Raw genomic sequence first — 23,400 nt, 5'->3', positions numbered from 1 at the left:
ATCTTGGGCCAATAAATTGGCTAGAGCGTTGATTATACGGCACAAGTTGAAAGACAATGGGGTATTGTTAAGTCCCTTGTCGACCCCCGTCGGGGTGGCAAGAGAGATAAGTCATGAAATCCGAATCCATTTCCAAGCCCTTACAGGTCAAAACCAGTGCTCCAGCCGCTGTTCATCTTCAGACTATTGGTCCAGAAGAGGCTGGCCAGCGCCTAGATAATTACCTGCTGCGTTGGGCAAAAGGGGTTCCCAAAAGCCACGTTTATCGGATTATTCGCTCCGGCGAGGTTAGGGTGAATAAGAAAAGGGCTGAGCCGACTACGCGCTTAATTGAGGGGGATGTCATTAGAGTCCCGCCAGTTCGTATTGCTGAGCCTGCCCAAATGGCGGCCGTCAATACCGCCCAAACCAAGTCCCGGGCACAGGGGTATTCCGACAAAATGCCCATTTTGTTCGAGGATGAGGCTCTATTAATAGTGAATAAGCCCGCAGGTTTAGCTGTTCATGGCGGCTCGGGTATCGCCCTAGGCGTCATTGAGACCTTGCGCATTACCCGCCCTGAACTCAAATTCTTGGAATTGGTTCATCGCTTGGATCGAGATACATCAGGCGTATTGCTCTTGGCTAAAAAGCGGAGTGCTTTGGTGGAACTGCATCGACAGATTCGCGAAGGGCAAACAGATAAACGTTATTACTTGCTGGCCCATGGGGAAATTGCTCAGGGCGCAGGCACGATGCAACTCAAGTTTGCATTGCATAAGTATCTATTAGCCAACGGCGAGCGTCGCGTTCGTGTTGACCCAGACGGCCTACCAAGCCATACCGCTTTGCGTGTTACTCAGGTAATGAAACGTGGGGAAGTGGCGATTACTCTGGCTGAGGCCCAATTAAAAACCGGGCGTACTCACCAAATTCGAGTCCACTTACAAAAACTGGGCCACTCGATTTTGGGTGATGATAAGTACGGCTTTGAAGATCAAGACAAAATTGTGAAATCTAAACGCCTATATTTGCATGCCCACTTAGCTGGCTTTACTCATCCACGGACTGGCGAGAAAATGCGTATCGAATCACCACTACCTGCTGAATTTGCAGCAATGATGAAAACTTTTGAAGCACCCAATAATGTCTGAAGAACAAAAACCCGATAGACGTTACGACCTGATCGTATGGGATTGGGACGGAACCATCATGGATTCCACGCCGACAATCGTCGATTGTATTCAGCAAGCTTGCCGTGATTTGGGTTTCAAAGAGCCTGATGACACTTTGGCTAGCTCGGTCATTGGTTTGGGTATTCAGGATTCACTGAGAAGAGCGGTGCCTTGGATTGAGCCTGCGCATTTCCCTAATTTAACGGAGCGCTTTCGATTTCATTACCTGGCTAAAGATCACGAACTCGATTTATTTCCAGGTATTCGTGAATTACTCCAAAGCCTACGTGAGGATGGTTATCTCTTAGGCGTTGCTACTGGCAAATCTCGCGTTGGACTGGATCGATCTTTAAAACATCATCAGCTAGAACAGATGTTTCATGAAACCCGCACTGCAGACGAATCTTTCTCCAAGCCTCACCCTGGAATGCTCTTAGAGCTCTCAGATGTGATGCAAGTACCCATGCGCCGCATGCTGATGATTGGGGACACCACCCATGATTTAGATATGGCGGCTAACGCAGGCGTGGATGCGGTAGCGGTAACGTATGGCGCGCATCCTCCGAGTACTTTAAAAGAAGCGCCATCACTGATGCATGTGGATGATGTCGCGCAGTTGGCAGCTTGGCTCAGTCAGAATCTCACTATTAAAAACTAGTTAGTAAATAAGGATTAAGAAGATGGATCAAAATCAATCTGAGAATGCGAATCAAAATTGGGAGCGTCAAGCCCTTGAGCATTTATTGCTAGAGAATTTAAAAGAGACTCGTAAGGCGCGTCGCTGGAAAGCAGTGTTTCGTATTCTCACCCTCCTGATCTTTGTTGGCGTAATACTGGCTGTATTTGATTTTCATCTACCAGGGCGCGGCATGGGGATGGAGAAACACACCGCCTTAGTCACACTGGAAGGGGAGATTTCTTCAAGCTCGATGGCCAATGCTTTGGATATCAATTCTTCGCTTACGGCTGCTTTTGAGAATGAAAACAGTGCAGGCGTAGTCTTGCGTATCAATAGCCCTGGCGGCTCTCCTGTTCAGGCTGGCATGATGAATGATGAAATTCATCGCTTACGCAAACTCTATCCAAGCAAACCGTTTTATGTCGTAGTAGAAGATATCTGCGCTTCAGGTGGCTACTACGTCGCTGTTGCTGGCGATAAAATTTTGGTCGATAAGGCGAGCTTAGTGGGATCTATTGGCGTGATCATGGAAGGCTTTGGTTTTACTGGTTTGATGGATAAATTAGGCGTGACTCGTCGCATGATTACTGCCGGCTCGAATAAGGGGATGATGGATCCATTCTCCAAAGAAAATCCACAGCAAGTAGAAATGATTAAAACCATGATTGATGAGATTCATCAGCAATTTATTGCGGTGGTCAAAGCAGGTCGTGGCGATCGTCTTAAAGAAACTCCAGAGATGTTCACGGGCCGCGTTTGGAATGGCGAGCAAGCAATCAAAATTGGCTTAGTCGATGGTTATGGAACAGTAGAGACAGTAGCGCGCGATATCTTCAAAGCGCCAGATATTTTGGACTACACCATGAAAGAGAATTTCGCAGAACGTGTTGCTAAACGTTTCGGCGCTGAAGTTGGCGCTGCAGCAGGCAAGGCTTTAATTAAAACCCCTGATCTAAAGTAAAAAAACGATAGATCAGTAACCTAGCTAACAAGACATCTAGGCCAGCAATAGAAATACTGCTGGCCTATTTTGTAATGAGGCGCAGGCAGCCTCATTTGGAAAGCGCTTGCGCCAATCTGCAATGGATAGCGTAGTGATCATCTCAGTTGGCAAGCTCAAATCCATTCCCATGCAAAGCATGGATTGCGGTGACAGCGTATTCAGGCAGGCCATCAGCATTGCAGTATTGCGATACGGTGTCTCAATCCAAATTTGCGTCTGCTGTAATTTTCTAGATTCCACTTCCAGTTGTTTCAGTCGTGCTACACGGTCTTGCACGTCATGCGGAACATAACCCTGAAACGCAAAGCGCTGACCATTCAAACCGCTGGCCATGAGGCCCAGCAGAATAGAGCTTGGACCAACCAAAGGCTTTACTTTGGCACCCAGCTTATGCGCTGCCAGTACAAGCTCTGCACCAGGATCCGCCACCCCCGGAACGCCAGCTTCTGACATGAGCCCCATGTCTTTTCCGGCAATGAGGGGCTTGAGTAAATCTATCGGTTTAACAGCGTCACCATACTTAGCATTGCGTGCAACACCACGCCACTCACTCATCTGCATTTCTTGAATAGTGCAAGCTAAGGGCGAAACGCTATCGACTGCTTTTAAAAAAGCACGGGCAGTTTTTGCATCCTCCACAATCCAGTGGGTGAGTTTGGCAGTTTGGGTAATAGTTTCACTTGGCAAAACCCAAGGTAACTGCTCCACCCGAGCATCATCACCCAAGGTATTGGGAATCAAAAAGAGAGTACCTAGTGTTGAACCCATTATTTTTTACCTGGAATAACAAAGCCAGCTTCACGCAATAAGCTACTGAGTGCAATTAATGGCAAGCCAATTAATGCAGTGGGATCATCGCTCTTGATGGATTCCAAGAGTGAGATTCCCAAGCCTTCAGACTTAGCGCTACCAGCACAGTCATAGGGCTCCTCGGCATGGAGGTATGCCTCCAGAACATCATCAGCCAGTTTGCGAAAGGTAACCTGCGTAGGAACATTGATTGTCGTTTCGAAATCGCCATGCATGAGACACAGCGCTGTTTGAAAAGTCACAGTGGCACCACGCATGAGTTGTAGTTGCGCCATGGCGCGCTCAAAGTTTCCTGGCTTACCAATAGCCGCTCCACACAGGTCGGCCACTTGATCTGAGCCAATGATCCAAGCTTGCGGATGATCTTTGGCCACTGCCGCAGCTTTTGCTTTAGCTAAGCGCAAGGCTAAATTCACAGTGTCTTCTCCTGGAAGGGGGGTTTCATCCACTTGGGGGGAGATGACATCAAAGGGAATACGCAGGCGTTCTAAAAGCTCCCGACGGTAGACCGAGGTAGATGCCAGAATTAGTTTTTTTGCAGAATTACTCATCGCTACTTGTACTTTCGCTAAAGCCTTCATTTAGACTGATGTCATGAATCGTAATCAAGTTTTACCTCAAGTTGAGCTATCCGCTGATCCTAAGGCTTTGAGCCGGATCGACTTTTGCGCCCCTCAGTCCTATCAAGGAGCTGGATTTTTGGAGATTTCAGCCCTACCTAGGCTGACTGAAGAGGCCTCTAGTGTTGAGCCTGGCGATGGCTTTCATTGGGAATTAAAGACCCATTTTGCAGATTCTCCTGGTTCTGAGCCCCGGCAAATTTTGAAATTAGCTGTAAAAGGCCGTATTCACCTAGTTTGTCAGAGCTGTTTGCAGGACTGCGGCCTGGATTTGGCTCAAGAGAGTCGATTTGTCATGGTGGCCACCGAGGAGGAGGCTGACGCCTTTCCTATAGAGGATGATCAACAAGAACCTTTGGTGGCAAGTCAGCAATTTGACCTTCTAGGGCTGATTGAGGATGAAATCCTCCTTTCCATGCCCTTAATTCCAAAGCATCCAGAGGGCGCTTGCCAGCCCCATGCCTCCTCATTTGGCGAGGGCGATGAAGCTAGAGATGCCTCAGAAAAGCCTCAGAATCCCTTTAACATATTGAAAAATATAAAGAAAAATTGATTTAACCCCACCCTTTAGGGGTGGGTTTTCAAATCTGCTTTATCAGTCAATCAGGCATTTATCTCAATTTACATGCTAGAATGTCGCCTTGCTTAGGAGTTCAATATGGCCGTCCAACAGAATAAAAAATCCCCATCCAAACGTGGCATGCACCGTGCGCACGACTTTTTGACCGCACCTGCTACGGCTGTTGAAGCCACAACTGGTGAGGCTCATTTGCGCCACCACATTTCACCAAACGGCTACTACCGTGGCCGTAAAGTTGTTAAAACAAAAAACGACTAATTCTTTAGTCTGAAAGATAGAAGCGGCTCCATTTAAAGCCGCTTTTTTCTTTAAAAAAACCACTTGCAGCAATACCTGATTTTATGAGTGTCACACTTGCTATCGATGCTATGGGCGGAGATCATGGGATAGTCGTTACTGTCCCCGCTTGTTGCGATTTTCTCGAAAAACATGCTGATGTGAAGATTGTTTTAGTTGGCAATTCGGAGTCGCTCGAGCAAGCCCTGAGTCAATTTCCAAAAGCGCTTATGGAGCGCATTCAAATTATTTCCGCTAGTGAAGTCGTCTTGATGGATGACCCCATTGAGGTGGCATTGCGTCGTAAAAAAGATTCTTCCATGCGAGTTGCCATCGAGCAGGTTAAAGAAGGCCTGGCTGACGCGATCATCTCCTCTGGTAATACTGGCGCCTTGATGGCCATCTCTCGCTACATTCTCAAAACGCTGGATGGTGTGGATCGTCCCGCAATTGCTACTGCAATCCCGAATGAAAAAGGGCGCGGTACTACGATGTTGGATCTTGGCGCTAACGCAGACTGCGAGCCTATGCATTTGGTGCAATTTGCACAAATGGCTAACGTGATGGTTCAAGTAGTCGATGGTACACAAAATCCCTCCATCGGTCTTCTGAATATTGGCGAGGAAGTAATTAAAGGTAATGAAGTAGTGAAGCAGACGAGTGAGTTGCTACGCCAAACAAATCTCAACTTTTATGGCAATGTAGAAGGCAATGATATTTTTAAAGGCACTACGGATATCGTGGTGTGCGACGGTTTTGTGGGTAACGTTGTTCTCAAGGCTAGCGAAGGCTTAGCAAAGATGATGAGCGGCCTAATTAAACAAGAATTTAATCGCTCATGGCTGACTAAACTCATGGCGATCTGTGCCATGGTGCCCTTATTACGTGTTCGCAAGCGCGTGGATCATCGTCGCTATAACGGGGCGGTATTATTAGGTTTACGTGGTTGCGTGATTAAGAGCCACGGTTCAGCGGATCGTTTTGCATTTGGTTTTGCGCTCGAGCGCGCATATGAAGCAGCAAAAAATCGCATGGTAGAGCGGATCGCTCTAGCTTTTGCGGCGGAGACAAAGCAATCATGAGTACTTATTCACGGATAGCCGGAACTGGAAGTTATCTTCCGGAGCAGCGTTTGAGCAATCAAGACTTGGTTGAACGTTTAGCGAAGATTGGTCTTGAAACTAGTGATGAGTGGATCGTGACTCGCAGCGGAATTTCTGCTCGTCACTTTGCTGCAGAAAATCAACTCACGAGTGATCTGGCAGTCAAGGCAGCCCAAGCGGCATTAGAGGCGGCTGGCTGTACTTCTGAAGATCTCGATTTGATTATTTTGGCAACATCGACACCCGATCATTTGGGTGGCTTCCCCAGCACGGCTTGCGTAGTGCAAGACAAGTTGGGCGCTCATACCAATTGCGCAGCATTCGATGTCCAGGCAGTCTGTGCTGGCTTTACTTATGCTCTCGCAATTGCGGATGCATTTATTCGTACGGGCACTTACAAAAAAGTATTAGTTCTCGGTGCAGAAACTTTCTCTCGCATTTTGGATTTCCAAGATCGCACTACTTCTGTTTTGTTTGGTGATGGTGCTGGGGCAGTGGTTCTCGAAGCTTCGAAAGAGCCAGGTATTTTGGCAACAGCCTTACATGCGGATGGTAGTCAACGCGATATTCTGTGTGTGCCAGGGCGCGCTAAGCAGGGTGGGGTTGAGGGAACTGCTTACTTAACTATGGATGGCCCTGCAGTGTTTAAGTTGGCTGTCAAAGTACTTGAGCAAGTCGCTCATGAGGCTTTAGAAAAGGCCAATCTCAAACCAGAGCAAATTGATTGGTTGGTGCCACACCAAGCCAATATCCGCATTATGGAGAGCACGGCTCGCAAGATGGGCATGTCAATGGATAAAGTCATTGTGACTGTCCATGAACATGGCAATACTTCTGCTGCTTCTATTCCGCTTGCGCTCGATGTTGGCGTGCGCTCTGGTCAAATTCAACGTGGTCAACATCTCTTGCTAGAGGGTGTGGGCGGCGGTTTTGCTTGGGGCGCAGCAGTTGTAAAGTACTAAAGCGAAGTACTAAAGCAAAACACTAAAGCAAAGCACAAAAGCTAAAAATACATTCACAACTATTATTCAGCGATTAATCCTATGACATTTGCATTTGTATTCCCTGGCCAAGGTTCCCAATCTGTTGGGATGCTCAACACCATTGCTGATCGCCCTGAAGTCCGCGCGACTTTGCAGGAAGCTTCAGAAGCTTTAGGTGAAGATGTTGCAAAACTCATTGCTGATGGCCCCGCTGAGGCATTGTCCTTAACCACTAATACACAACCTGTGATGCTGACTGCAGCGATTGCGTTTTATCGCGCTTGGTTAGCTTCTGGTGGCGCCGTTCCCAAAATGATGGCTGGTCATAGTTTGGGTGAGTACTCTGCATTGGTTGCTTCAGGCGTAATTGCCTTTAAAGATGCCGTACCTTTGGTGCGCTTTCGTGCGCAAGCTATGCAAACAGCAGTACCTGTTGGCACTGGCGGTATGGCCGCAATCTTGGGCTTAGATGATGCGATAGTGAAGACGGTTTGTGCTGAGGCTGCTGCAGCCTCTGGTGGCGTAGTGGAGGCCGTAAACTTTAATGCTCCAGGGCAAGTAGTGATTGCTGGCGGTAGTGATGCAGTGACCAAGGCTTGTGAATTACTCAAGGCAGCTGGCGCAAAGCGTGCTTTGCCATTGCCCGTATCCGCACCATTTCATTCATCATTGCTACAACCTGCTTCTGAAAAACTCAAAGGCTACTTGGCTGATATTGAATTTAAAGTCCCGACTATCTCTGTAGTCAATAACGTGGATGTCAATGTATTAAATGACCCAGCAGCCATCAAGGATGCTTTAGTGCGTCAAGCTGCCAAGCCTGTGCGTTGGCAAGAGACAATTAATGCGATGGCGCAGCAGGGAATTACTCAAGTGGTTGAATGCGGTCCTGGCAAGGTATTGGCTGGATTAACTAAGCGCATCAATGAAAATGTTGTTGGGCTGCCTATCTTCGATGAGGTCAGCCTCAATGAGGCATTGGCTGCCGTAAAGTAATAATACGAATCAGCAATAGAAGAAATACGAAATAAAGAACGGAAGACAAATATGAATCTCGACTTAAGTGGACAAATTGCATTAGTGACCGGCGCATCGCGCGGTATTGGCCAAGCCATTGCGGACGAGCTAGTGAAATGTGGTGCCAAGGTAATTGGTACTGCCACTTCTGCAGATGGCGCTAAGGCTATCAACACCCGTTTACAAGCGAGTGGTGGTCGTGGTGAGGTATTGAATGTGACCGATCCAAAAGCTTGCGAAGACATTATTGATTTGATAGTCAAAGATTTTGGCGGTATCAGTATTTTGGTCAATAACGCAGGCATCACTCGCGATAACCTAGCGATGCGCATGAAAACAGATGAGTGGACCGATGTGATCGATACCAACTTAAGTGCGGTTTTCCGTTTGTCGCAGGCGGTGATGCGACCTATGATGAAAGCGCGCGCTGGCCGCATTATTAATATCACCTCGATTGTTGGTCATATGGGCAACCCTGGGCAGGCTAATTACGCTGCCGCAAAATCCGGTGTTTCAGGTATGACCCGTGCTTTGGCCCGCGAAATCGGTAGTCGCAATATCACTGTGAATTGTGTAGCCCCCGGCTTTATTGATACAGATATGACCCGTGCTTTGAGTGAAGAGCAGCAAAATGCCCTAAAAGCCAATATTCCTTTGGCACGTCTGGGTAGCCCAGAAGATGTAGCCCAGGCAGTGGCGTTTTTAGCCTCTCCAGCGGCCGGATATATCACTGGAAATACCTTACATGTCAATGGCGGACTCTATTTAGCCTAAAAACAAAGCAGGAATTGATCATTTTTTGGCGGATTTACTAATTTAGCCTGCCAAGCTGATAAAATCCTTTTCATCGTTTTTTTACAACCCTTGGGGGAATTAATGGATAACATCGAACAACGCGTTAAGAAGATCGTCGCTGAGCAATTGGGCGTCGCAGAAGCAGAGATCAAGAATGAATCTTCTTTTGTGAATGACTTAGGCGCGGACTCTCTTGACACTGTTGAATTGGTAATGGCTTTGGAAGATGAGTTCGGGATTGAAATTCCGGATGAAGAAGCTGAGAAAATTACTACTGTTCAGCTTGCTATCGATTTTGCTCAGTCAAAAGCTCAGGGTTAATTCCCTAGCTTAGTTAAAAGCTATTACTGTGTCAGCATCAAATGGCCGCCGCCGGGTTGTTGTTACCGGCCTAGGCCTGATTTCACCAGTTGGTAACTCGGTTGATGTAGCTTGGTCTAATTTGCTCGCGGGCAAATCAGGCATTGCTACCATCACGAAGTTTGACCATACTCCGCTCAGCGTGCATTTCGCTGGTGAGGTGAAAGATTTCAATGTCGAAGAATATGTTTCTGCCAAAGAGGCGCGCCATATGGATACCTTTATCCATTTCGGTATCGCAGCTGGTACGCAAGCGATTCGTGACAGTGGTTTACAGATAACCGAAGAGAACGCGGAGCGTGTAGGCGTCATGGTTGGCTCAGGCATTGGCGGTTTGCCGATGATTGAAGAGACTGGCGCTGAATTATTAGCTCGCGGCCCTCGTCGCATCTCTCCATTTTTTGTGCCAGGCTCAATCATTAATATGATTTCTGGTCATCTCAGCATCTTGTTTGGTCTTAAGGGGCCAAACGTGGCTGCAGTTACAGCTTGCACTACTGGCTTACACAGCATTGGTTTGGCAGCACGCTTAATTCAGTATGGCGATGCTGATGTGATGGTTGCTGGTGGGGCTGAATCCACTATCTCTGCATTGGGCGTTGGTGGCTTTGCCTCAGCTCGTGCACTATCCACTCGCAACGATGATCCTGCAACTGCTTCACGCCCATGGGACAGAGACCGTGATGGTTTCGTTCTAGGTGAGGGTGCAGGTGTTGTGGTGCTAGAAGAATACGAGCATGCTAAAGCACGTGGTGCAAAAATCTACTGCGAGCTCTTGGGCTTTGGTATGAGTGGTGATGCATATCACATGACTGCCCCAAATATGGATGGCCCACGTCGCTGTATGGTCAACGCCATGCGCGATGCCGGTTTAAATCCAGATCAAATTCAATACATCAACGCACACGGTACTTCTACACCTTTAGGTGATAAGAATGAAACCGGTGCGATTAAAGCTGCCCTTGGCGATCACGCTAGGAAGACATTGATTAACTCTACTAAATCGATGACCGGTCACCTCTTAGGTGGTGCTGGCGGCTTAGAGTCTGTCTTTACTATTCTGGCGCTGCACAACCAGAAATCTCCACCAACAATCAATATCTTCAATCAAGATCCAGAGTGTGATTTGGACTACTGCGCCAATACTGCTCGCGATGTGAAGATTGACCATGCCGTGAAAAACAACTTTGGCTTTGGGGGTACTAACGGTACCTTGATTTTTGGCAAACTGACCTAATATTCTTATTAGGTAGTTTCTTCCCTCTTTTCTTTAATTATTGGTTTTTACCAAGCAGGTCTATAGCACTATGAAAAAGTATCTTATTGCGTTCTTGGCTATGTTTAGCTTGGGGCAAATCGCGCTTATCCCCCAGGCCTATGCCCAGAGTCCACGTGTCTCCATTCCTGACTTTGCCGACTTGGTTGAGCGGGCTAGTCCTGCTGTGGTGAATATCCGAACTACTGAAAAAGTAATGCAGCAGCAAGCTCAGGGGGGTATTCCGGGGATGCCTGAGGATCAGGCGGAGTTTTTCCGTCGTTTCTTTGGTGTGCCTATGCCAGGATTGCCTGGCGGGCCTAAGCAAGCGCAACCTAATCCTGGTAAGCCTCAAGAGGCTGATCGCGGCGTAGGCTCTGGCTTCATTATTGAATCCAATGGCTTAATTTTGACGAATGCCCACGTTGTCGAGGGCGCGAATACCATCTACGTCACCTTGACGGACAAGCGCGAGTACAAAGCCAAGTTGTTGGGTATGGATAAGCGAACCGATATGGCGGTAGTCAAAATCGATGCACGTGATTTGCCTAAGTTGCCACTAGGTGACTCTTCTCGAGTGAGGGTAGGTGAATGGGTATTAGCAATTGGCTCCCCATTTGGCCTAGAAAACACCGTGACTGCTGGCATCGTGTCTGCCAAGAGCCGTGATACCGGGGATTACTTACCCTTCATTCAGACTGACGTCGCTGTGAATCCTGGCAACTCGGGTGGACCGCTATTAAATACAGCCGGACAGGTGATTGGTATTAACTCGCAAATCTTTAGTCGCTCTGGTGGATATATGGGTATTTCTTTTGCCATTCCCATTGATGAAGCAATGCGGGTTGCAGAGCAGTTGCGTACCAATGGAAAAATGACTCGTGGCCGGATTGGCGTCGCTTTGGGTGAGATGACTAAAGAGATTGCAGAGAGCTTGGGTCTAGGTAAGCCTCGTGGCGCCTTCGTTCGAAATGTTGAGCCAGGCGGCCCGGCGGCGGCGGGCGGCATTGAGTCTGGGGACGTGATTCTGAGCTTTAATGGTCGTGATATTGGCAAATCCACTGACCTACCAAGAGCTGTTGGGGAAACCAAGCCAGGAACCAGCGCTAACGTTCAGGTTTGGCGTAAAGGCTCCACTAAGGACTTGATGGTCTCTGTGGTGGATACCGAAGTAGGTCAAGCCGCTGTGAAGAAGTCCGACAACTCAGGTTCAGCCGGTGGAAACGCCAATTCTCTTGGGGTGGTAGTTTCTGAACTCTCAGATAGCAAGAAAAAAGAGCTCAACATCCGCGGAGGCGTTGAGGTTACCGGCCTAGGGGATGGCCCCTTAGCGCGCTCAGGGGTGCGCCCTGGGGACGTCATCATCCGAATTGCTGATGCCGATATCACTGGGGTAAAGCAGTTTGAGGGTCTTGTAAATGGTTTGGATGCCAATAAGTCAGTTCCGGTCTTTGTACGTCGGGCTGATAGCACTCTGATTATTCCGGTAAGGCCAAAATAAGCCAAAACCTTGTTTTTTGGATGAAATAAGGGGGTTTGGCGCTAATTTGGCGCCACCCATTACAATCATCCCAAGACGACTTTTTGCAGCGCATCATCGTGGTGCGTTCTGACAAGGCGTTTTTTGAAGACTACACAAGACGCTATGGATTTAATCCGCAATTTTTCTATCATCGCCCATATTGATCACGGCAAATCAACGCTTGCTGATCGCATTATTCAACTCTGTGGCGGTCTCTCTGATCGTGAAATGGAAGCCCAGGTTCTGGATTCGATGGATATCGAACGTGAGCGTGGCATCACTATTAAAGCCCAAACTGCAGCGCTGAGTTATAAATCTAAGGACGGTAAAACCTACAACATCAATTTGATTGATACCCCGGGACACGTTGATTTCTCCTATGAGGTTAGCCGCTCTTTGTCAGCATGCGAAGGTGCATTACTAGTGGTCGATGCCAGTCAAGGCGTTGAAGCCCAAACAGTCGCTAACTGCTACATGGCCCTAGAGTTAGGTGTTGAAGTGGTGCCCGTGCTCAATAAGATTGATTTGCCACAGGCTGATCCTGAGCGCGCGAAACAAGAGATTGAAGATGTCATTGGTATTGATGCATCTGAAGCGGTGACCTGTTCAGCTAAAACGGGATTAGGTGTGCAGGATGTCATCGAAGAAATGATTGCACGCGTGCCTCCGCCAAAAGGTAGCGCAACAGATCCATTGCAAGCATTGATTATCGATTCGTGGTTTGATAATTATGTTGGTGTAGTGATGTTAGTGCGTGTCGTAAACGGCACTCTCAAGCCAAAAGAAAAAATTACCTTGATGTCCAATGGCTCGAGTCATTTAGTTGAGCATGTTGGTGTCTTTAGTCCAAAGTCTGTAGACCGCCCAGAGTTGTCTGCCGGTCAGGTAGGCTTCGTCATTGCGGGCATTAAAGAATTAAAGGCTGCCAAGGTGGGTGATACGGTCACGCATACCCCGGGGCAGCAGGGTCGCATTCCTGCAACAGCACCACTTCCAGGTTTTAAAGAGGTCAAGCCTCAGGTGTTTGCTGGACTTTACCCAGTAGAGTCGAGCGAATACGATCAACTCCGTGAGTCTTTAGAGAAGCTGCAGTTAAATGATGCCTCGCTCTTGTATGAGCCAGAGGTATCACAAGCACTTGGTTTTGGATTCCGTTGCGGCTTCTTGGGTCTGCTTCATATGGAGATCGTGCAAGAGCGCTTAGAGCGTCAGTACGGTATGAATCTCATTACCACCGCGCCAACGGTGGTGTATCAGGTGGAGCAATCTGACGGCAGTATCTTGTCAGTAGATAACCCATCGAAGATGCCCGAGGCCAGCAAGATCAATACGATTCTTGAGCCAATCGTGACAGTCAATCTGTATATGCCGCAAGAGTATGTGGGCGCGATTATTACCCTGTGCGTTGGTAAGCGCGGTATTCAGATGGATATGAATTACCTTGGTCGCCAAGTGAAGCTGACTTATGAGTTGCCGATGGCGGAGATTGTCTTGGATTTCTTCGACAAAATGAAATCTATTTCTCGTGGCTATGCATCTATGGACTATGAGTTCAAGGAATATCGTCCGGCTGATGTGGTTAAAGTTGACATCCTGATTAATAGCGAGCGAGTTGATGCTCTATCGGTGATTGTTCACCGCAGCAACAGTCAGCACCGTGGTCGTGAAGTAGTCGCTAAGATGCGCGGCATTATTCCGCGTCAAATGTTTGATGTGGCTATTCAGGCAGCAATTGGCAGCAACATCGTTGCTCGTGAAAACGTCAAGGCATTGCGTAAGAACGTATTAGCTAAATGTTACGGTGGTGATATTTCCCGTAAGCGTAAATTATTAGAGAAACAAAAAGAAGGTAAGAAACGCATGAAGCAGGTGGGTAATGTGGAGATTCCGCAGGAAGCCTTCTTAGCCATTTTGCAGGTAGACGACTAATGAACTTTGCCCTCATCCTCTTTATCTTGGTAGTAGTGTCTGGCATTGCTTGGATTGCTGACCGCTATTACTTTGCTCCGCAAAGACGTAAGGTCGGCATCGATCGTATGCCCTTGTGGCTGGAATATACGGCGGGCTTCTTTCCAGTAATTTGCGCAGTATTTGTGTTGCGCTCATTTATTGTGGAGCCCTTCAAAATCCCATCAGGCTCGATGATCCCAACCTTGCAGATTGGTGACTTTATTCTGGTGAATAAATTTACTTACGGCATTCGTTTGCCAGTGATTAATCAGAAGGTTGTCGATCTAGGCTCCCCTCAGCGTGGCGATGTTGTGGTATTTCGCTATCCTCGTGATGAATCGATTGACTACATCAAACGTGTTGTGGCTTTGCCAGGCGACACCATTACTTATCAAGACAAGCGTTTAACCGTGAATAGTCAGCCATTACAATACAGTGGCGGCGAGCATTATCTTGATCCGGAAAATATGCGTTACGCCAAGCGATTTGCAGAATCTTTTCCTGCAGGCTTAGGTGGCAATCAGCATGAGATTTTGAATGATCCTGATCGCCCTGCTGGCATGTTCCCTGCAGAGCGTTTTCCTGGATTTGAAAACTGCCAATACATTAACGCTGGACTCACTTGTACTGTCCCAGCAGGACATTACTTTGCTATGGGCGATAACCGCGATAACAGTGCTGATTCCCGTTACTGGGGATTTGTGCCGGATAAGAATATTGTGGGTAGAGCATTCTTTGTTTGGCTAAATCTCGGAAATCTTGGCCGTATTGGCGGCTTCGAATAAGACCATGAACGCTCGCACCGCCATCGAAACTGCACCGCTGCAAGCGCAACTAGGCTATACGTTTAAAAAACTAGAGCTGCTTAATCAAGCTTTAACGCACCGAAGCCACAGCAAGAAAAATAATGAGCGCCTAGAGTTTTTAGGTGATTCGATTCTCAATTGCGTTGTTGCTGAAATGCTCTATGAGCGTTATTCAGATCTAGATGAAGGCGATCTTTCTCGCGTACGGGCTAACTTAGTCAAGCAGCAAGCGCTCTATGAGATTGCTCAAACGCTATTACTATCTGACTACCTGCGCTTAGGCGAGGGTGAGCTAAAGAGTGGTGGCTTCCGTCGCCCATCTATTTTGGCTGACACTCTTGAAGCAGTCACTGGCGCAATATTTTTAGATGGTGGGTTTGATGCTGCCAAGACCTGTTTGCGTAAACTCTATTCCATTATTTTGGCTAATGTTGACCCTAAAACCTTAGGTAAGGACGATAAGACTTTATTGCAGGAGTGTTTACAAAGCTATCAGTTGCCACTACCTACCTATAACGTCACAGGTACTACTGGCGCAGCCCACAATCAGCAGTTTGAAGTGGAATGTTTAATACCGAACCTGAAGGTTGCTGTGAAAGGCGAGGGCGCCTCACGACGTGCAGCAGAGCAAGCAGCAGCAAAGCTGGCACTCATCGCAGCACTGAAGGCCTTGCCCCAAGTGCTGGGTAAGCCCAAAAAGACTCGGTCGGCTAAAAAGAAAGCGGCAAAAAAAGTGGCAACCGAAGAGCAGTTTAATCTTAAGCTGAAGGGCTAATCGTGTTTAGATGCGGCACCATCGCCATCGTTGGCCGTCCCAATATGGGCAAATCGACTCTCTTGAATTCTTTGGTTGGGCAGAAGATCAGCATTACCTCGCGTAAGGCACAAACTACACGCCATCGTATTTTAGGTATTCAGAATCGCGAAGAGGCGCAGTTCATTTTCATTGATACGCCGGGCTTTCAGACGCGTTTAATGAACACCCTCAACAAGGCCTTGAACCGTACGGTAACCACAGCCCTGCAAGATGTGAATGTAGCGTGCTTTGTAGTTGAGGCTGGTTACTTTGGCGAGGATGACAAGAAGGTTTTGAAATTACTGCCACATGACTTACCTGTTGTCCTAGTCTTAAATAAATTGGATCTATTTAATAGCCGTTTTCAGACTCCCTCTGAGCGCGATCAAGCATTACTTAATTTCATGAAAGAAATGAGTCAGCCTTGGTATGAATTAGGTGGGCATGAAGATCAGAAGTGTGAGTTTTCTGAAATCGTCCCGATGAGCGCCAAGAGTCCTGGGGATATTGAAAGATTATTAGATGTGCTTGAGGGTTATTTGCCTGAAGCACCGGCAGTCTACGATGGCGATACCATTACTGATCGCAGTGAGCGCTTCTTGGCGGCCGAGATTCTGCGCGAGAAAGTTTTCCGCTTCACTGGTGAGGAGTTGCCTTACACCAGCACAGTAGTCATTGATCAGTTCAAGATGGATGGCAAGATGCGCAGGATTGCAGCAACGATTTTGGTTGATCGTGATAGTCATAAGGCGATGATTATTGGCGCCAAGGGTGAGCGACTCAAGAAGATCTCTACCGATGCCCGTATTGATATGGAAAAGCTCTTTGACGGCAAAGTCTTCTTAGAGACTTGGGTTAAGGTCAAACGTGGCTGGGCAGACGATCGTGCTGAATTACGGGCTCAGGGTCTAGAGTAAGTAGCTATGGCCTCCATTCGTGTTGCTGACGAACCTGCTTTTGTATTGCACAGCATTCCTTATAAGGAAACTAGCTTAATTCTGGATGTGTTTACACGGCAATATGGTCGTATGGCCCTGATTGCTAAAGGCGCCAAGCGTCCCCATTCGGTATTGCGTCCAGTCTTACAGCGTTTTCAACCGCTTTTGGTTTCTTGGAGCGGCAAGTCTGAGCTGCGTACTTTAACGAAATCAGAGTGGGTCGGTGGTACACCCTCTTTAGTAGGCGATGCCTTGCTCTGTGGCTTCTATCTCAATGAGTTGCTAGTCAAGTTTCTGGCTCGTGAAGACGACTATGAAAAACTCTACGACCATTACACCGATACCATCTCCGCCTTATCGAATCTCGAATTTGAATCCAAGGGCTTAGAAGAAATTTTGCGCCCATTTGAGTTAACGCTCTTGCAAGAGACCGGCTATGCAGCAACGTTAGACCGCTGTGTTGAAACCAATAGCGCCCCCATCTCAAATGAGCAGTACGTTTATCAGCCAGAACGTGGTGTCAGGCCTGCGCAAGGAGATGATCCAGGCCATTGGCCAGTCTTAAGCGGCAAATCCCTCCTAGCCATTGCAGCGGGAGACTTTTCAGATCAAGAGACGCTTTCTGAGAGTAAGCAGTTGATGCGCTTCTTGTTGGGTTTGCATCTACAGGATCAGGTGCTCACTACCCGTCAGATTTTGATTGATCTTAAGAAAATCTAGTAATCTACAAGAATGAGTAATCCTAATATCCTTGAGCTTGGCATCAACATCGATCACGTCGCTACCCTGCGTAATGCGCGTGGTACGACCTACCCTGATCCATTAAAAGCTGCTCGCTTGGCTGAAGAAGTTGGCGCTGATTTAATTACCTTACATTTACGTGAGGATCGTCGCCATATTAAGGATGCAGATTTATTGGCGCTTCGTCCTTTGATTCAGACGCGTATGAACTTAGAGTGTGCCGTTACTCCCGAGATGATTAATATCGCCTGTCGGGTTCAGCCACACGATGTGTGTCTTGTTCCTGAAAAGCGAGAGGAAGTAACTACTGAGGGTGGCTTAGATGTCATAGGCCACTTTGAAGCAGTCAAAGCTGCCACTACGCAATTAAAAGCTGCTGGTATACGGGTTTCACTTTTTATTGATCCCGAAGAGCGGCAAATCCAAGCCGCTAAAGATGTGGGTGCCACAGTAGTTGAATTACATACTGGTCGTTACGCAGATCTAGCTGGTGATCAACAGAAGCAAGAGCTCGAGCGCATCAGAACAGCAGCCCAGTTTGGAAAAAACATTGGCTTACGGGTTAATGCTGGCCATGGTTTACACGAGGGCAATGTAATTCCAGTTGCTGGCATTGTCGAGCTATCTGAGCTCAATATTGGTCATGCCATTGTTGCTGAGGCACTCTTTAAAGGTTGGCAAAAAGCAATTACGGACATGAAGGCCCTGATGGTTCAGGGTAGGGCACACACTTAAAAGATTCAACATCAAATGATCATTGGCATAGGTACAGACATTCTGCAGATCGAGCGGCTTCAAGCTGCTTACGACCGTACCAATGGTCGCCTTGCTGAAAAAATCTTAGGCCCAGATGAGTTGTTGGTTTTTAAACATCGCTTAGCCAGAAATCACAAGCGGGGCATTGCTTTCTTGGCAACACGCTTTGCCGCAAAAGAGGCATTCTCCAAAGCCATTGGCCTGGGTATGAGAATGCCAATGACCTGGAGATTGCTCCAAACCCTGAATGAGCCTAGCGGTAAACCAGTGACATCGTATTTGGGCGCACTCGCACAATTTATGCAGGATAAAAATTGGGAAGCTCAGGTCACTGTCAGTGATGAGCAAGACATGGCTATTGCCCACGTTATCGTAGTTCAAAAATAAAACCACTCTCAAAAGTATATAAAACAAAAAATTTCGAGGAATGCATGACTAAGTCGACTATGAAACCAGGCCCAGTTACTTTAGATGTTGTTGGTCTCGAGTTAAATGCAGAAGATCGTCGTCGCATCTTGCACCCCCTTACCGGTGGTGTGATTTTATTTGGAAGAAACTTTGCTAATCGCAAGCAGCTCACTAAACTCACTGCAGAGATTAAAAAACTCCGTCCCGATGTATTGATCTCGATTGATCATGAGGGTGGACGTGTGCAGCGCTGCAGAACGGATGGCTTTACCCATTTGCCTGCTATGCGCAAGCTTGGCGAGCTTTGGGGGACAAAAAATAAATCAACAGATAAATCAAAACATGCCGCTGAATCAGCCGCCATCGCTATGGCTGCAGCTACTGCCTGTGGCTATGTCTTAGCTGCCGAGTTAAGAGCTTGTGGTGTGGACTTTAGTTTTACTCCTGTCCTGGATTTAGACTTTGGTCGTAGCGGTGTAATCGGTGATCGTGCCTTTAGTCGTGATCCACAAATTACCTTTGCATTGGCTAAGAGTTTGAATGAGGGCCTTCGCCTTGCGGGTATGGCGAACTGCGGAAAGCATTTTCCTGGTCATGGTTGGGCAGAGGCGGATTCTCATGTGGCTATTCCAGTGGATGAGCGTCCATTAGAGAACATTCTGAATGATGATGCTAAGCCTTATGAGTGGTTAGATCTGAGCTTGACTGCAGTAATGCCGGCGCATGTGATTTACCCAAAAGTAGATAAAAGTCCAGCAGGATTTTCTAAGGTTTGGCTGCATTCTATTTTGCGTCAAGAGTTAGGTTTTGAAGGGGTGATCTTTAGTGATGACCTTTCAATGGAGGGTGCCAGTGTCGCTGGTTCTGTAGTTAAGGGCGCCGACATAGCACTTGAAGCAGGCTGCGATGCAGTGTTGATTTGCAATCGCCCTGATCTTGCAGATCAATTACTCAGTCAGTTAAAAGTTTCTAAAGCAAAACAAGCGGAGTCTGCTATTCGATTAAATCGCTTGATGCCGACTGCCATAGCTCCTGCCTGGGATGAGTTGCAAGATGAGGCTCAATACCAGCATGCCAAAGGCTTGCTCCGGCAGTTGAAGCTCATTGCTTAGGAAATAAAAAAGCCCGGCGTACCGGGCTTTTCCTTATCGAGTGAGCTAATTAGTTAGCGCGGCTACGATATTCACCAGTACGCGTATCGATCTCGATCTTGTCGCCGGTGTTACAGAACAGTGGCACTTGCAATTCATAGCCAGTAGCCAATTTTGCATTCTTCAATACTTTGCCTGAGCTGGTATCGCCTTTAACTGCTGGCTCTGTGTAAATGATTTCACGAACCAAAGAGTTTGGCATGGCTACTGAGAGTGCTTTGCCTTCGTAGAACACAACTTCGCAAGGCATGCTTTCTTCGAGGTAATGCAATGCATCGCCCATGAATTCAGCTTCTACTTCATATTGGTTGTACTCGGTGTCCATAAATACATACATTGGATCTGCGAAGTAAGAGTAGGTGCAATCTTTCTTATCCAAGATCACCACATCGAACTTGTCATCTGCTTTGAATACGCCTTCGTTGGGCGCGCCAGTTAACAAGTTCTTAAATTTCATTTTCACAACAGAGGAGTTACGGCCTGAGCGGCTGTATTCTGCTTTTAAAACGACCATGGCATCAGTGCCGATCATTACTACGTTACCAACGCGGAGTTCTTGTGCTGTTTTCATCTTGCTATTCCTGGGTGCAGAGCTGATTTTCTGCGGTTTTTATCAAAAACAAGATTGTAACCGCCCGCAGGCGTAATTCGCCCAAGATCAGGCTACAAAACTCATTAGACGGGCAGCTAGGCCACCATCAGCTTGTTTTTCAAGTAAATCTGCTCGCCAAGCCTTGGAATGGGCGTTCCAGGCATCAATGGAGTGATACCACTTGCTGGGCATTGCCCAAGTCATTGCTGCAATGACAGCATGCTTAAGCTCTTGCGATGCATCTTCAAGATAGAGATCTAAAAATGCAGCCAACTTGGTTTCGTGAGCGCGATCTGCTTGTGGGTAAATATGCCAGATGAAGGGCTTGCCAGCCAACTGCGCTCGGACAAAAGAATCTTCACCCCGAACAATATTGAAGTCACATTGAGAAAGGACCCAATCGTATTCATCTTGAGAGAGAAAGGGAATGGAGATGAGTTGAATGGATTCAGGGAGAACAAGTGCTTTGCTTGGATGGCCTGAGCTGAACTGCAATTGCTCAAGCTGGCCATGAGTCAGCACAATATCGAAGTTCTCATCCAATGTTGCTAGATCTTCTAACCATTTGAGGAGCGGTACACCTGGGTAGCAAAAAACACTGATACGTTTTGCATTAGGTCGCAATAACTTCCAGTTTTTCTTGAGGCTCTCGGGAATTAATTGCTCAGTTAGCGATGATTCCTGAGGAATTGGATCAGTCAAAATGCCACCCGCATTCGTCTGGAAGCCAGGAAAGAAAAAGTATTTCGGAATACCGTGTGCCTGCGGGGATGCTTTCTGATGAAAGTCTACTATCCACGGCTCTGCAGTTAAATACTCCAGATTAATGATGATAGGTTTTTTGGGGGCAATCAGTAGGCCTCTCAGGTAACGCTCCGGAAGATCGCACCCAAATGCCTCAATCACCACATCGGGAGCCTCACCCGGATGACGGCTGTTGTTATGACTTGCTTCCCAAGCTTGGATGTCGATACGACGCTTGATTTCTGGGTCAACCCCAGAAGCGAGTAAATTAAGGGTTGGGAGATCGTCACAGAAAATGCGCACGTCTTGGCCATGAAGACTTGTTAAGCTTCTTGCTAGGCGCCAGCAAACACCGGCATCACCATAGTTGTCTACGATTTGACAGAAAATATCCCAACGCATGAGCAATTCGCTTTTTGAAACCCTTCAGCAGGATGTTAAACGGCTACCCGGATTGCCGGGGGTGTATCGCTTCTTTGACGAGGCGGGACATATTTTGTATGTCGGAAAAGCGCGCAACCTCAAAAAGCGGGTATCTAGTTACTTCCAGCGAACTCAGCTTTCACCACGGATAGAGCTGATGGTGGGAAAAATTGCCCGCTACGAAACTACAGTAACACGCTCAGAAACCGAAGCCTTAATTCTAGAGAACAATTTGATTAAGGAGTTAGCTCCTCCATTCAATATTCTCTTTCGAGATGATAAGTCCTATCCCTATGTCATGTTGACGGGGCACCAGTTTCCACGTCTAGCCTCCTATCGAGGAAAAACGGATAAGCGCAATCACTACTTTGGCCCATTTCCGAATTCATGGGCGGTGCGTAATAGCGTTCAGATTTTGCAAAAAGTCTTTCGTCTGAGAACCTGTGAAGACTCTGTTTTTAAAAACCGAAGCCGTCCTTGTTTATTGCATCAAATTCATCGCTGTAGTGCACCTTGTGTTGGTCGCCTGAACGTAGAGCAGTATGGGCAAGATGTTGCTCAGGCAAAACGTTTCTTAGAGGGTGACCATAGTCGCGTACTCTCTGAGCTTGAAAAAAAGATGCACGCTTACAGCGATGCTATGGAATTTGAAATGGCTGCAGTACTAAGGGATCGCATTGCGGATCTTTCTAGTGTCTTGCAACAGCAGTCGATGGACACCGTTGCTGATGGCGAAGGTGATGTTGATGTTATTGCTGTAGCTCAAATGGAAGGTGTGGTCTGCGTCAATCTGGCAATGATTCGTGGTGGTCGCCATTTGGGTGACCGCGCTTACTTCCCTAAGGGCCTGCGCTCAACGTCTGGAGAGCTTCCTCCACCCGCTGAAATTCTGGAAGCCTTTATCGCTCAGCATTACCTGGAGGAAAAATCCGGTGATGGTGAGGCGACTACCAATTTAATTCCACCCGTACTGATTCTGAATCACCCCTTGAGAAAGTTAGTGGATGATATTGCGGCGCCTGAAGAAGCTACTGAAGATATTACCGAGCACTCAGCCCCAGAGGGTTTGCATGATTTACTCAATGCGCAAGCTGGTAAACGTATTACTTTCCTGCACCAGCCACAAGGCCAGAGACGGCATTGGTTGGCGATGGCTGAGGGTAATGCCAAGATTGCGATAGCGAAGCGTCTGGTCGAGACTGGTGGACAACTAGCGAGAGCAAGAGCACTGGCTGATGTTTTGGTTTTGGAATTAGAAAGTCTCGAGCAGTTGCGTATAGAGTGTTTTGACATTAGTCATACCTCTGGTGAGGCTACGCAAGCTTCTTGTGTGGTGTATTCCAAAAATGCGATGCAGCCTAGCGAATACCGCCGCTTCAATATTAATGACATTACCCCTGGCGATGATTACGCCGCAATGCGTCAGGTCTTACAGCGCCGTTATGCCAACTTCCAAGAGCTCCCTGTCGAGAAGATGCCGCAAGTCATTTTGATTGATGGTGGCAAGGGCCAGGTTGAGATGGCAAGACAAGTGCTTTCTGAATTTGGTATGGATATCAGCTTGATTGTTGGAGTCGCTAAAGGTGAGGGGCGTAAGGTAGGTCTTGAGACACTCATTTTTGCGGACGGACGAAAATCGCTCGAACTCGGCATCGATAGCGTAGCTTTGTTATTGGTGGCGCAAATTCGAGACGAGGCGCATCGCTTTGCCATTACGGGCATGCGCGCAAAGCGTGCAAAAGCGAGGACAGTTTCTCAGTTGGAAGAGATTGAGGGTATCGGAGCGAAACGTCGTCAAAAATTACTAGCCCGTTTTGGGGGTTTGCGTGGCGTTTCCAATGCCACTATCGAAGAGCTCTCCAGTGTTGAGGGAATATCCACGGCATTGGCCGAGCAAATCTATAAGCAACTCCATTGATTGCCCAGCTCACTCGCATT

The 23,400-nt window shown here is 47.5% G+C and carries 25 protein-coding genes; 21 read left to right on the top strand and 4 right to left on the bottom strand.

What is annotated here, in order from left to right; translation table 11 throughout:
• Window positions 1-113: 113 nt before the first annotated feature.
• From FD977_RS08030 to FD977_RS08020, 3 genes are read left to right on the top strand one after another with little or no spacing between them, the layout of a single operon-like run.
• A complete protein-coding gene (locus FD977_RS08030) occupies window positions 114-1,133 on the top strand; it encodes an RluA family pseudouridine synthase (RefSeq protein ID WP_215304800.1) in 1,020 nt (339 codons plus the stop codon).
• Window positions 1,126-1,812 carry an HAD-IIIA family hydrolase gene (locus FD977_RS08025; protein ID WP_215304798.1) on the top strand — a complete coding sequence of 229 codons (687 nt, stop codon included), beginning with the start codon at window positions 1,126-1,128 and terminating at the stop codon, window positions 1,810-1,812. Before FD977_RS08030 ends, FD977_RS08025 begins: the two co-directional genes overlap by 8 nt.
• A 22-nt stretch (window positions 1,813-1,834) precedes the next feature.
• Window positions 1,835-2,794 (top strand): S49 family peptidase, encoded by a 960-nt coding sequence (locus FD977_RS08020; RefSeq protein WP_215304796.1) that lies wholly within the window; start codon window positions 1,835-1,837, stop codon window positions 2,792-2,794.
• Window positions 2,795-2,830: 36 nt separating this feature from the next.
• Here FD977_RS08020 and FD977_RS08015 read toward each other — a convergent pair whose 3' ends face one another.
• The gene (locus FD977_RS08015) at window positions 2,831-3,604 is read right to left on the bottom strand and encodes an SAM-dependent methyltransferase (RefSeq protein ID WP_215304794.1); all 774 of its coding nucleotides are present in this window, start codon (window positions 3,602-3,604) and stop codon (window positions 2,831-2,833) included.
• A complete protein-coding gene (locus tag FD977_RS08010) occupies window positions 3,604-4,197 on the bottom strand; it encodes a Maf family nucleotide pyrophosphatase (protein WP_215304792.1) in 594 nt (197 codons plus the stop codon). Before FD977_RS08010 ends, FD977_RS08015 begins: the two co-directional genes overlap by 1 nt.
• Window positions 4,198-4,240: 43 nt before the next feature.
• On the opposite strand from FD977_RS08010, the gene FD977_RS08005 reads away from it, so the two are divergent.
• From FD977_RS08005 to nagZ, 17 genes are all read left to right on the top strand, one after another.
• Window positions 4,241-4,819, top strand: a complete 579-nt coding sequence (locus FD977_RS08005) for a YceD family protein (RefSeq protein ID WP_215304791.1) — start codon at window positions 4,241-4,243, stop codon at window positions 4,817-4,819.
• A 105-nt stretch (window positions 4,820-4,924) separates the two neighbouring features.
• On the top strand, window positions 4,925-5,104 hold the full coding sequence (gene rpmF, locus FD977_RS08000; protein ID WP_011902241.1) for a 50S ribosomal protein L32: 180 nt from the start codon (window positions 4,925-4,927) through the stop codon (window positions 5,102-5,104).
• Between the two features lie 83 nt (window positions 5,105-5,187).
• Window positions 5,188-6,204, top strand: a complete 1,017-nt coding sequence (gene plsX / locus FD977_RS07995; protein WP_215304789.1) for a phosphate acyltransferase PlsX — start codon at window positions 5,188-5,190, stop codon at window positions 6,202-6,204.
• Window positions 6,201-7,187, top strand: coding sequence for a beta-ketoacyl-ACP synthase III (locus tag FD977_RS07990; RefSeq protein ID WP_215304787.1), 987 nt, complete (start codon window positions 6,201-6,203; stop codon window positions 7,185-7,187). The genes plsX and FD977_RS07990 overlap by 4 nt, the downstream gene beginning before the upstream one ends.
• Before the next feature lie 81 nt (window positions 7,188-7,268).
• Window positions 7,269-8,204, top strand: coding sequence for an ACP S-malonyltransferase (gene fabD, locus FD977_RS07985; RefSeq protein ID WP_215304785.1), 936 nt, complete (start codon window positions 7,269-7,271; stop codon window positions 8,202-8,204).
• Between the two features lie 51 nt (window positions 8,205-8,255).
• Window positions 8,256-8,999: a 3-oxoacyl-ACP reductase FabG gene (gene fabG / locus FD977_RS07980; protein WP_215304783.1), complete on the top strand. Its 744-nt coding sequence runs from the start codon at window positions 8,256-8,258 to the stop codon at window positions 8,997-8,999.
• A 102-nt stretch (window positions 9,000-9,101) separates the two neighbouring features.
• The gene (gene acpP / locus FD977_RS07975) at window positions 9,102-9,341 is read left to right on the top strand and encodes an acyl carrier protein (protein ID WP_046330561.1); all 240 of its coding nucleotides are present in this window, start codon (window positions 9,102-9,104) and stop codon (window positions 9,339-9,341) included.
• A gap of 28 nt (window positions 9,342-9,369) precedes the next feature.
• The gene (fabF, locus tag FD977_RS07970; protein WP_215304781.1) at window positions 9,370-10,617 is read left to right on the top strand and encodes a beta-ketoacyl-ACP synthase II; all 1,248 of its coding nucleotides are present in this window, start codon (window positions 9,370-9,372) and stop codon (window positions 10,615-10,617) included.
• 70 nt (window positions 10,618-10,687) lie between these two features.
• Entirely contained in the window at window positions 10,688-12,136 is a 1,449-nt protein-coding gene (locus FD977_RS07965) for a DegQ family serine endoprotease (protein ID WP_215304780.1), read from the top strand.
• A 144-nt stretch (window positions 12,137-12,280) separates the two neighbouring features.
• Window positions 12,281-14,086 carry a translation elongation factor 4 gene (gene lepA / locus FD977_RS07960; RefSeq protein WP_215307103.1) on the top strand — a complete coding sequence of 602 codons (1,806 nt, stop codon included), beginning with the start codon at window positions 12,281-12,283 and terminating at the stop codon, window positions 14,084-14,086.
• Window positions 14,086-14,892, top strand: coding sequence for a signal peptidase I (gene lepB / locus FD977_RS07955; RefSeq protein ID WP_215304778.1), 807 nt, complete (start codon window positions 14,086-14,088; stop codon window positions 14,890-14,892). Before lepA ends, lepB begins: the two co-directional genes overlap by 1 nt.
• A 4-nt stretch (window positions 14,893-14,896) precedes the next feature.
• A complete protein-coding gene (gene rnc / locus FD977_RS07950) occupies window positions 14,897-15,688 on the top strand; it encodes a ribonuclease III (RefSeq protein WP_215304776.1) in 792 nt (263 codons plus the stop codon).
• A gap of 2 nt (window positions 15,689-15,690) precedes the next feature.
• Complete coding sequence (gene era / locus FD977_RS07945) at window positions 15,691-16,626, top strand: GTPase Era (RefSeq protein WP_215304774.1); 936 nt, start codon at window positions 15,691-15,693, stop codon at window positions 16,624-16,626.
• 6 nt (window positions 16,627-16,632) lie between these two features.
• Window positions 16,633-17,367 carry a DNA repair protein RecO gene (gene recO / locus FD977_RS07940; RefSeq protein WP_215304772.1) on the top strand — a complete coding sequence of 245 codons (735 nt, stop codon included), beginning with the start codon at window positions 16,633-16,635 and terminating at the stop codon, window positions 17,365-17,367.
• A gap of 12 nt (window positions 17,368-17,379) precedes the next feature.
• Window positions 17,380-18,123: a pyridoxine 5'-phosphate synthase gene (gene pdxJ, locus FD977_RS07935; RefSeq protein ID WP_215304770.1), complete on the top strand. Its 744-nt coding sequence runs from the start codon at window positions 17,380-17,382 to the stop codon at window positions 18,121-18,123.
• A gap of 15 nt (window positions 18,124-18,138) precedes the next feature.
• Complete coding sequence (gene acpS, locus FD977_RS07930; RefSeq protein ID WP_215304769.1) at window positions 18,139-18,531, top strand: holo-ACP synthase; 393 nt, start codon at window positions 18,139-18,141, stop codon at window positions 18,529-18,531.
• 44 nt (window positions 18,532-18,575) lie between these two features.
• On the top strand, window positions 18,576-19,664 hold the full coding sequence (gene nagZ / locus FD977_RS07925; RefSeq protein ID WP_215304767.1) for a beta-N-acetylhexosaminidase: 1,089 nt from the start codon (window positions 18,576-18,578) through the stop codon (window positions 19,662-19,664).
• 49 nt (window positions 19,665-19,713) lie between these two features.
• Here nagZ and efp read toward each other — a convergent pair whose 3' ends face one another.
• A complete protein-coding gene (efp, locus tag FD977_RS07920; protein WP_215304765.1) occupies window positions 19,714-20,274 on the bottom strand; it encodes an elongation factor P in 561 nt (186 codons plus the stop codon).
• Between the two features lie 87 nt (window positions 20,275-20,361).
• Window positions 20,362-21,441: an elongation factor P maturation arginine rhamnosyltransferase EarP gene (gene earP, locus FD977_RS07915; RefSeq protein WP_215304763.1), complete on the bottom strand. Its 1,080-nt coding sequence runs from the start codon at window positions 21,439-21,441 to the stop codon at window positions 20,362-20,364.
• Between earP and uvrC the strand changes: the two genes are divergently transcribed.
• Window positions 21,440-23,380, top strand: a complete 1,941-nt coding sequence (gene uvrC, locus FD977_RS07910) for an excinuclease ABC subunit UvrC (protein ID WP_215304761.1) — start codon at window positions 21,440-21,442, stop codon at window positions 23,378-23,380. The two genes, earP and uvrC, sit on opposite strands and share 2 nt — an antisense overlap.
• The last annotated feature ends 20 nt before the right edge of the window (window positions 23,381-23,400 follow it).

It is taken from the genome of Polynucleobacter sp. AP-Elch-400A-B2 (assembly GCF_018688355.1).
In the GTDB taxonomy this organism is placed as follows: Bacteria; Pseudomonadota; Gammaproteobacteria; order Burkholderiales; family Burkholderiaceae; genus Polynucleobacter.
The sequence above is the reverse complement of the archived record's forward strand: the minus strand, read 5'-3'. Positions and strand labels throughout refer to the sequence as shown.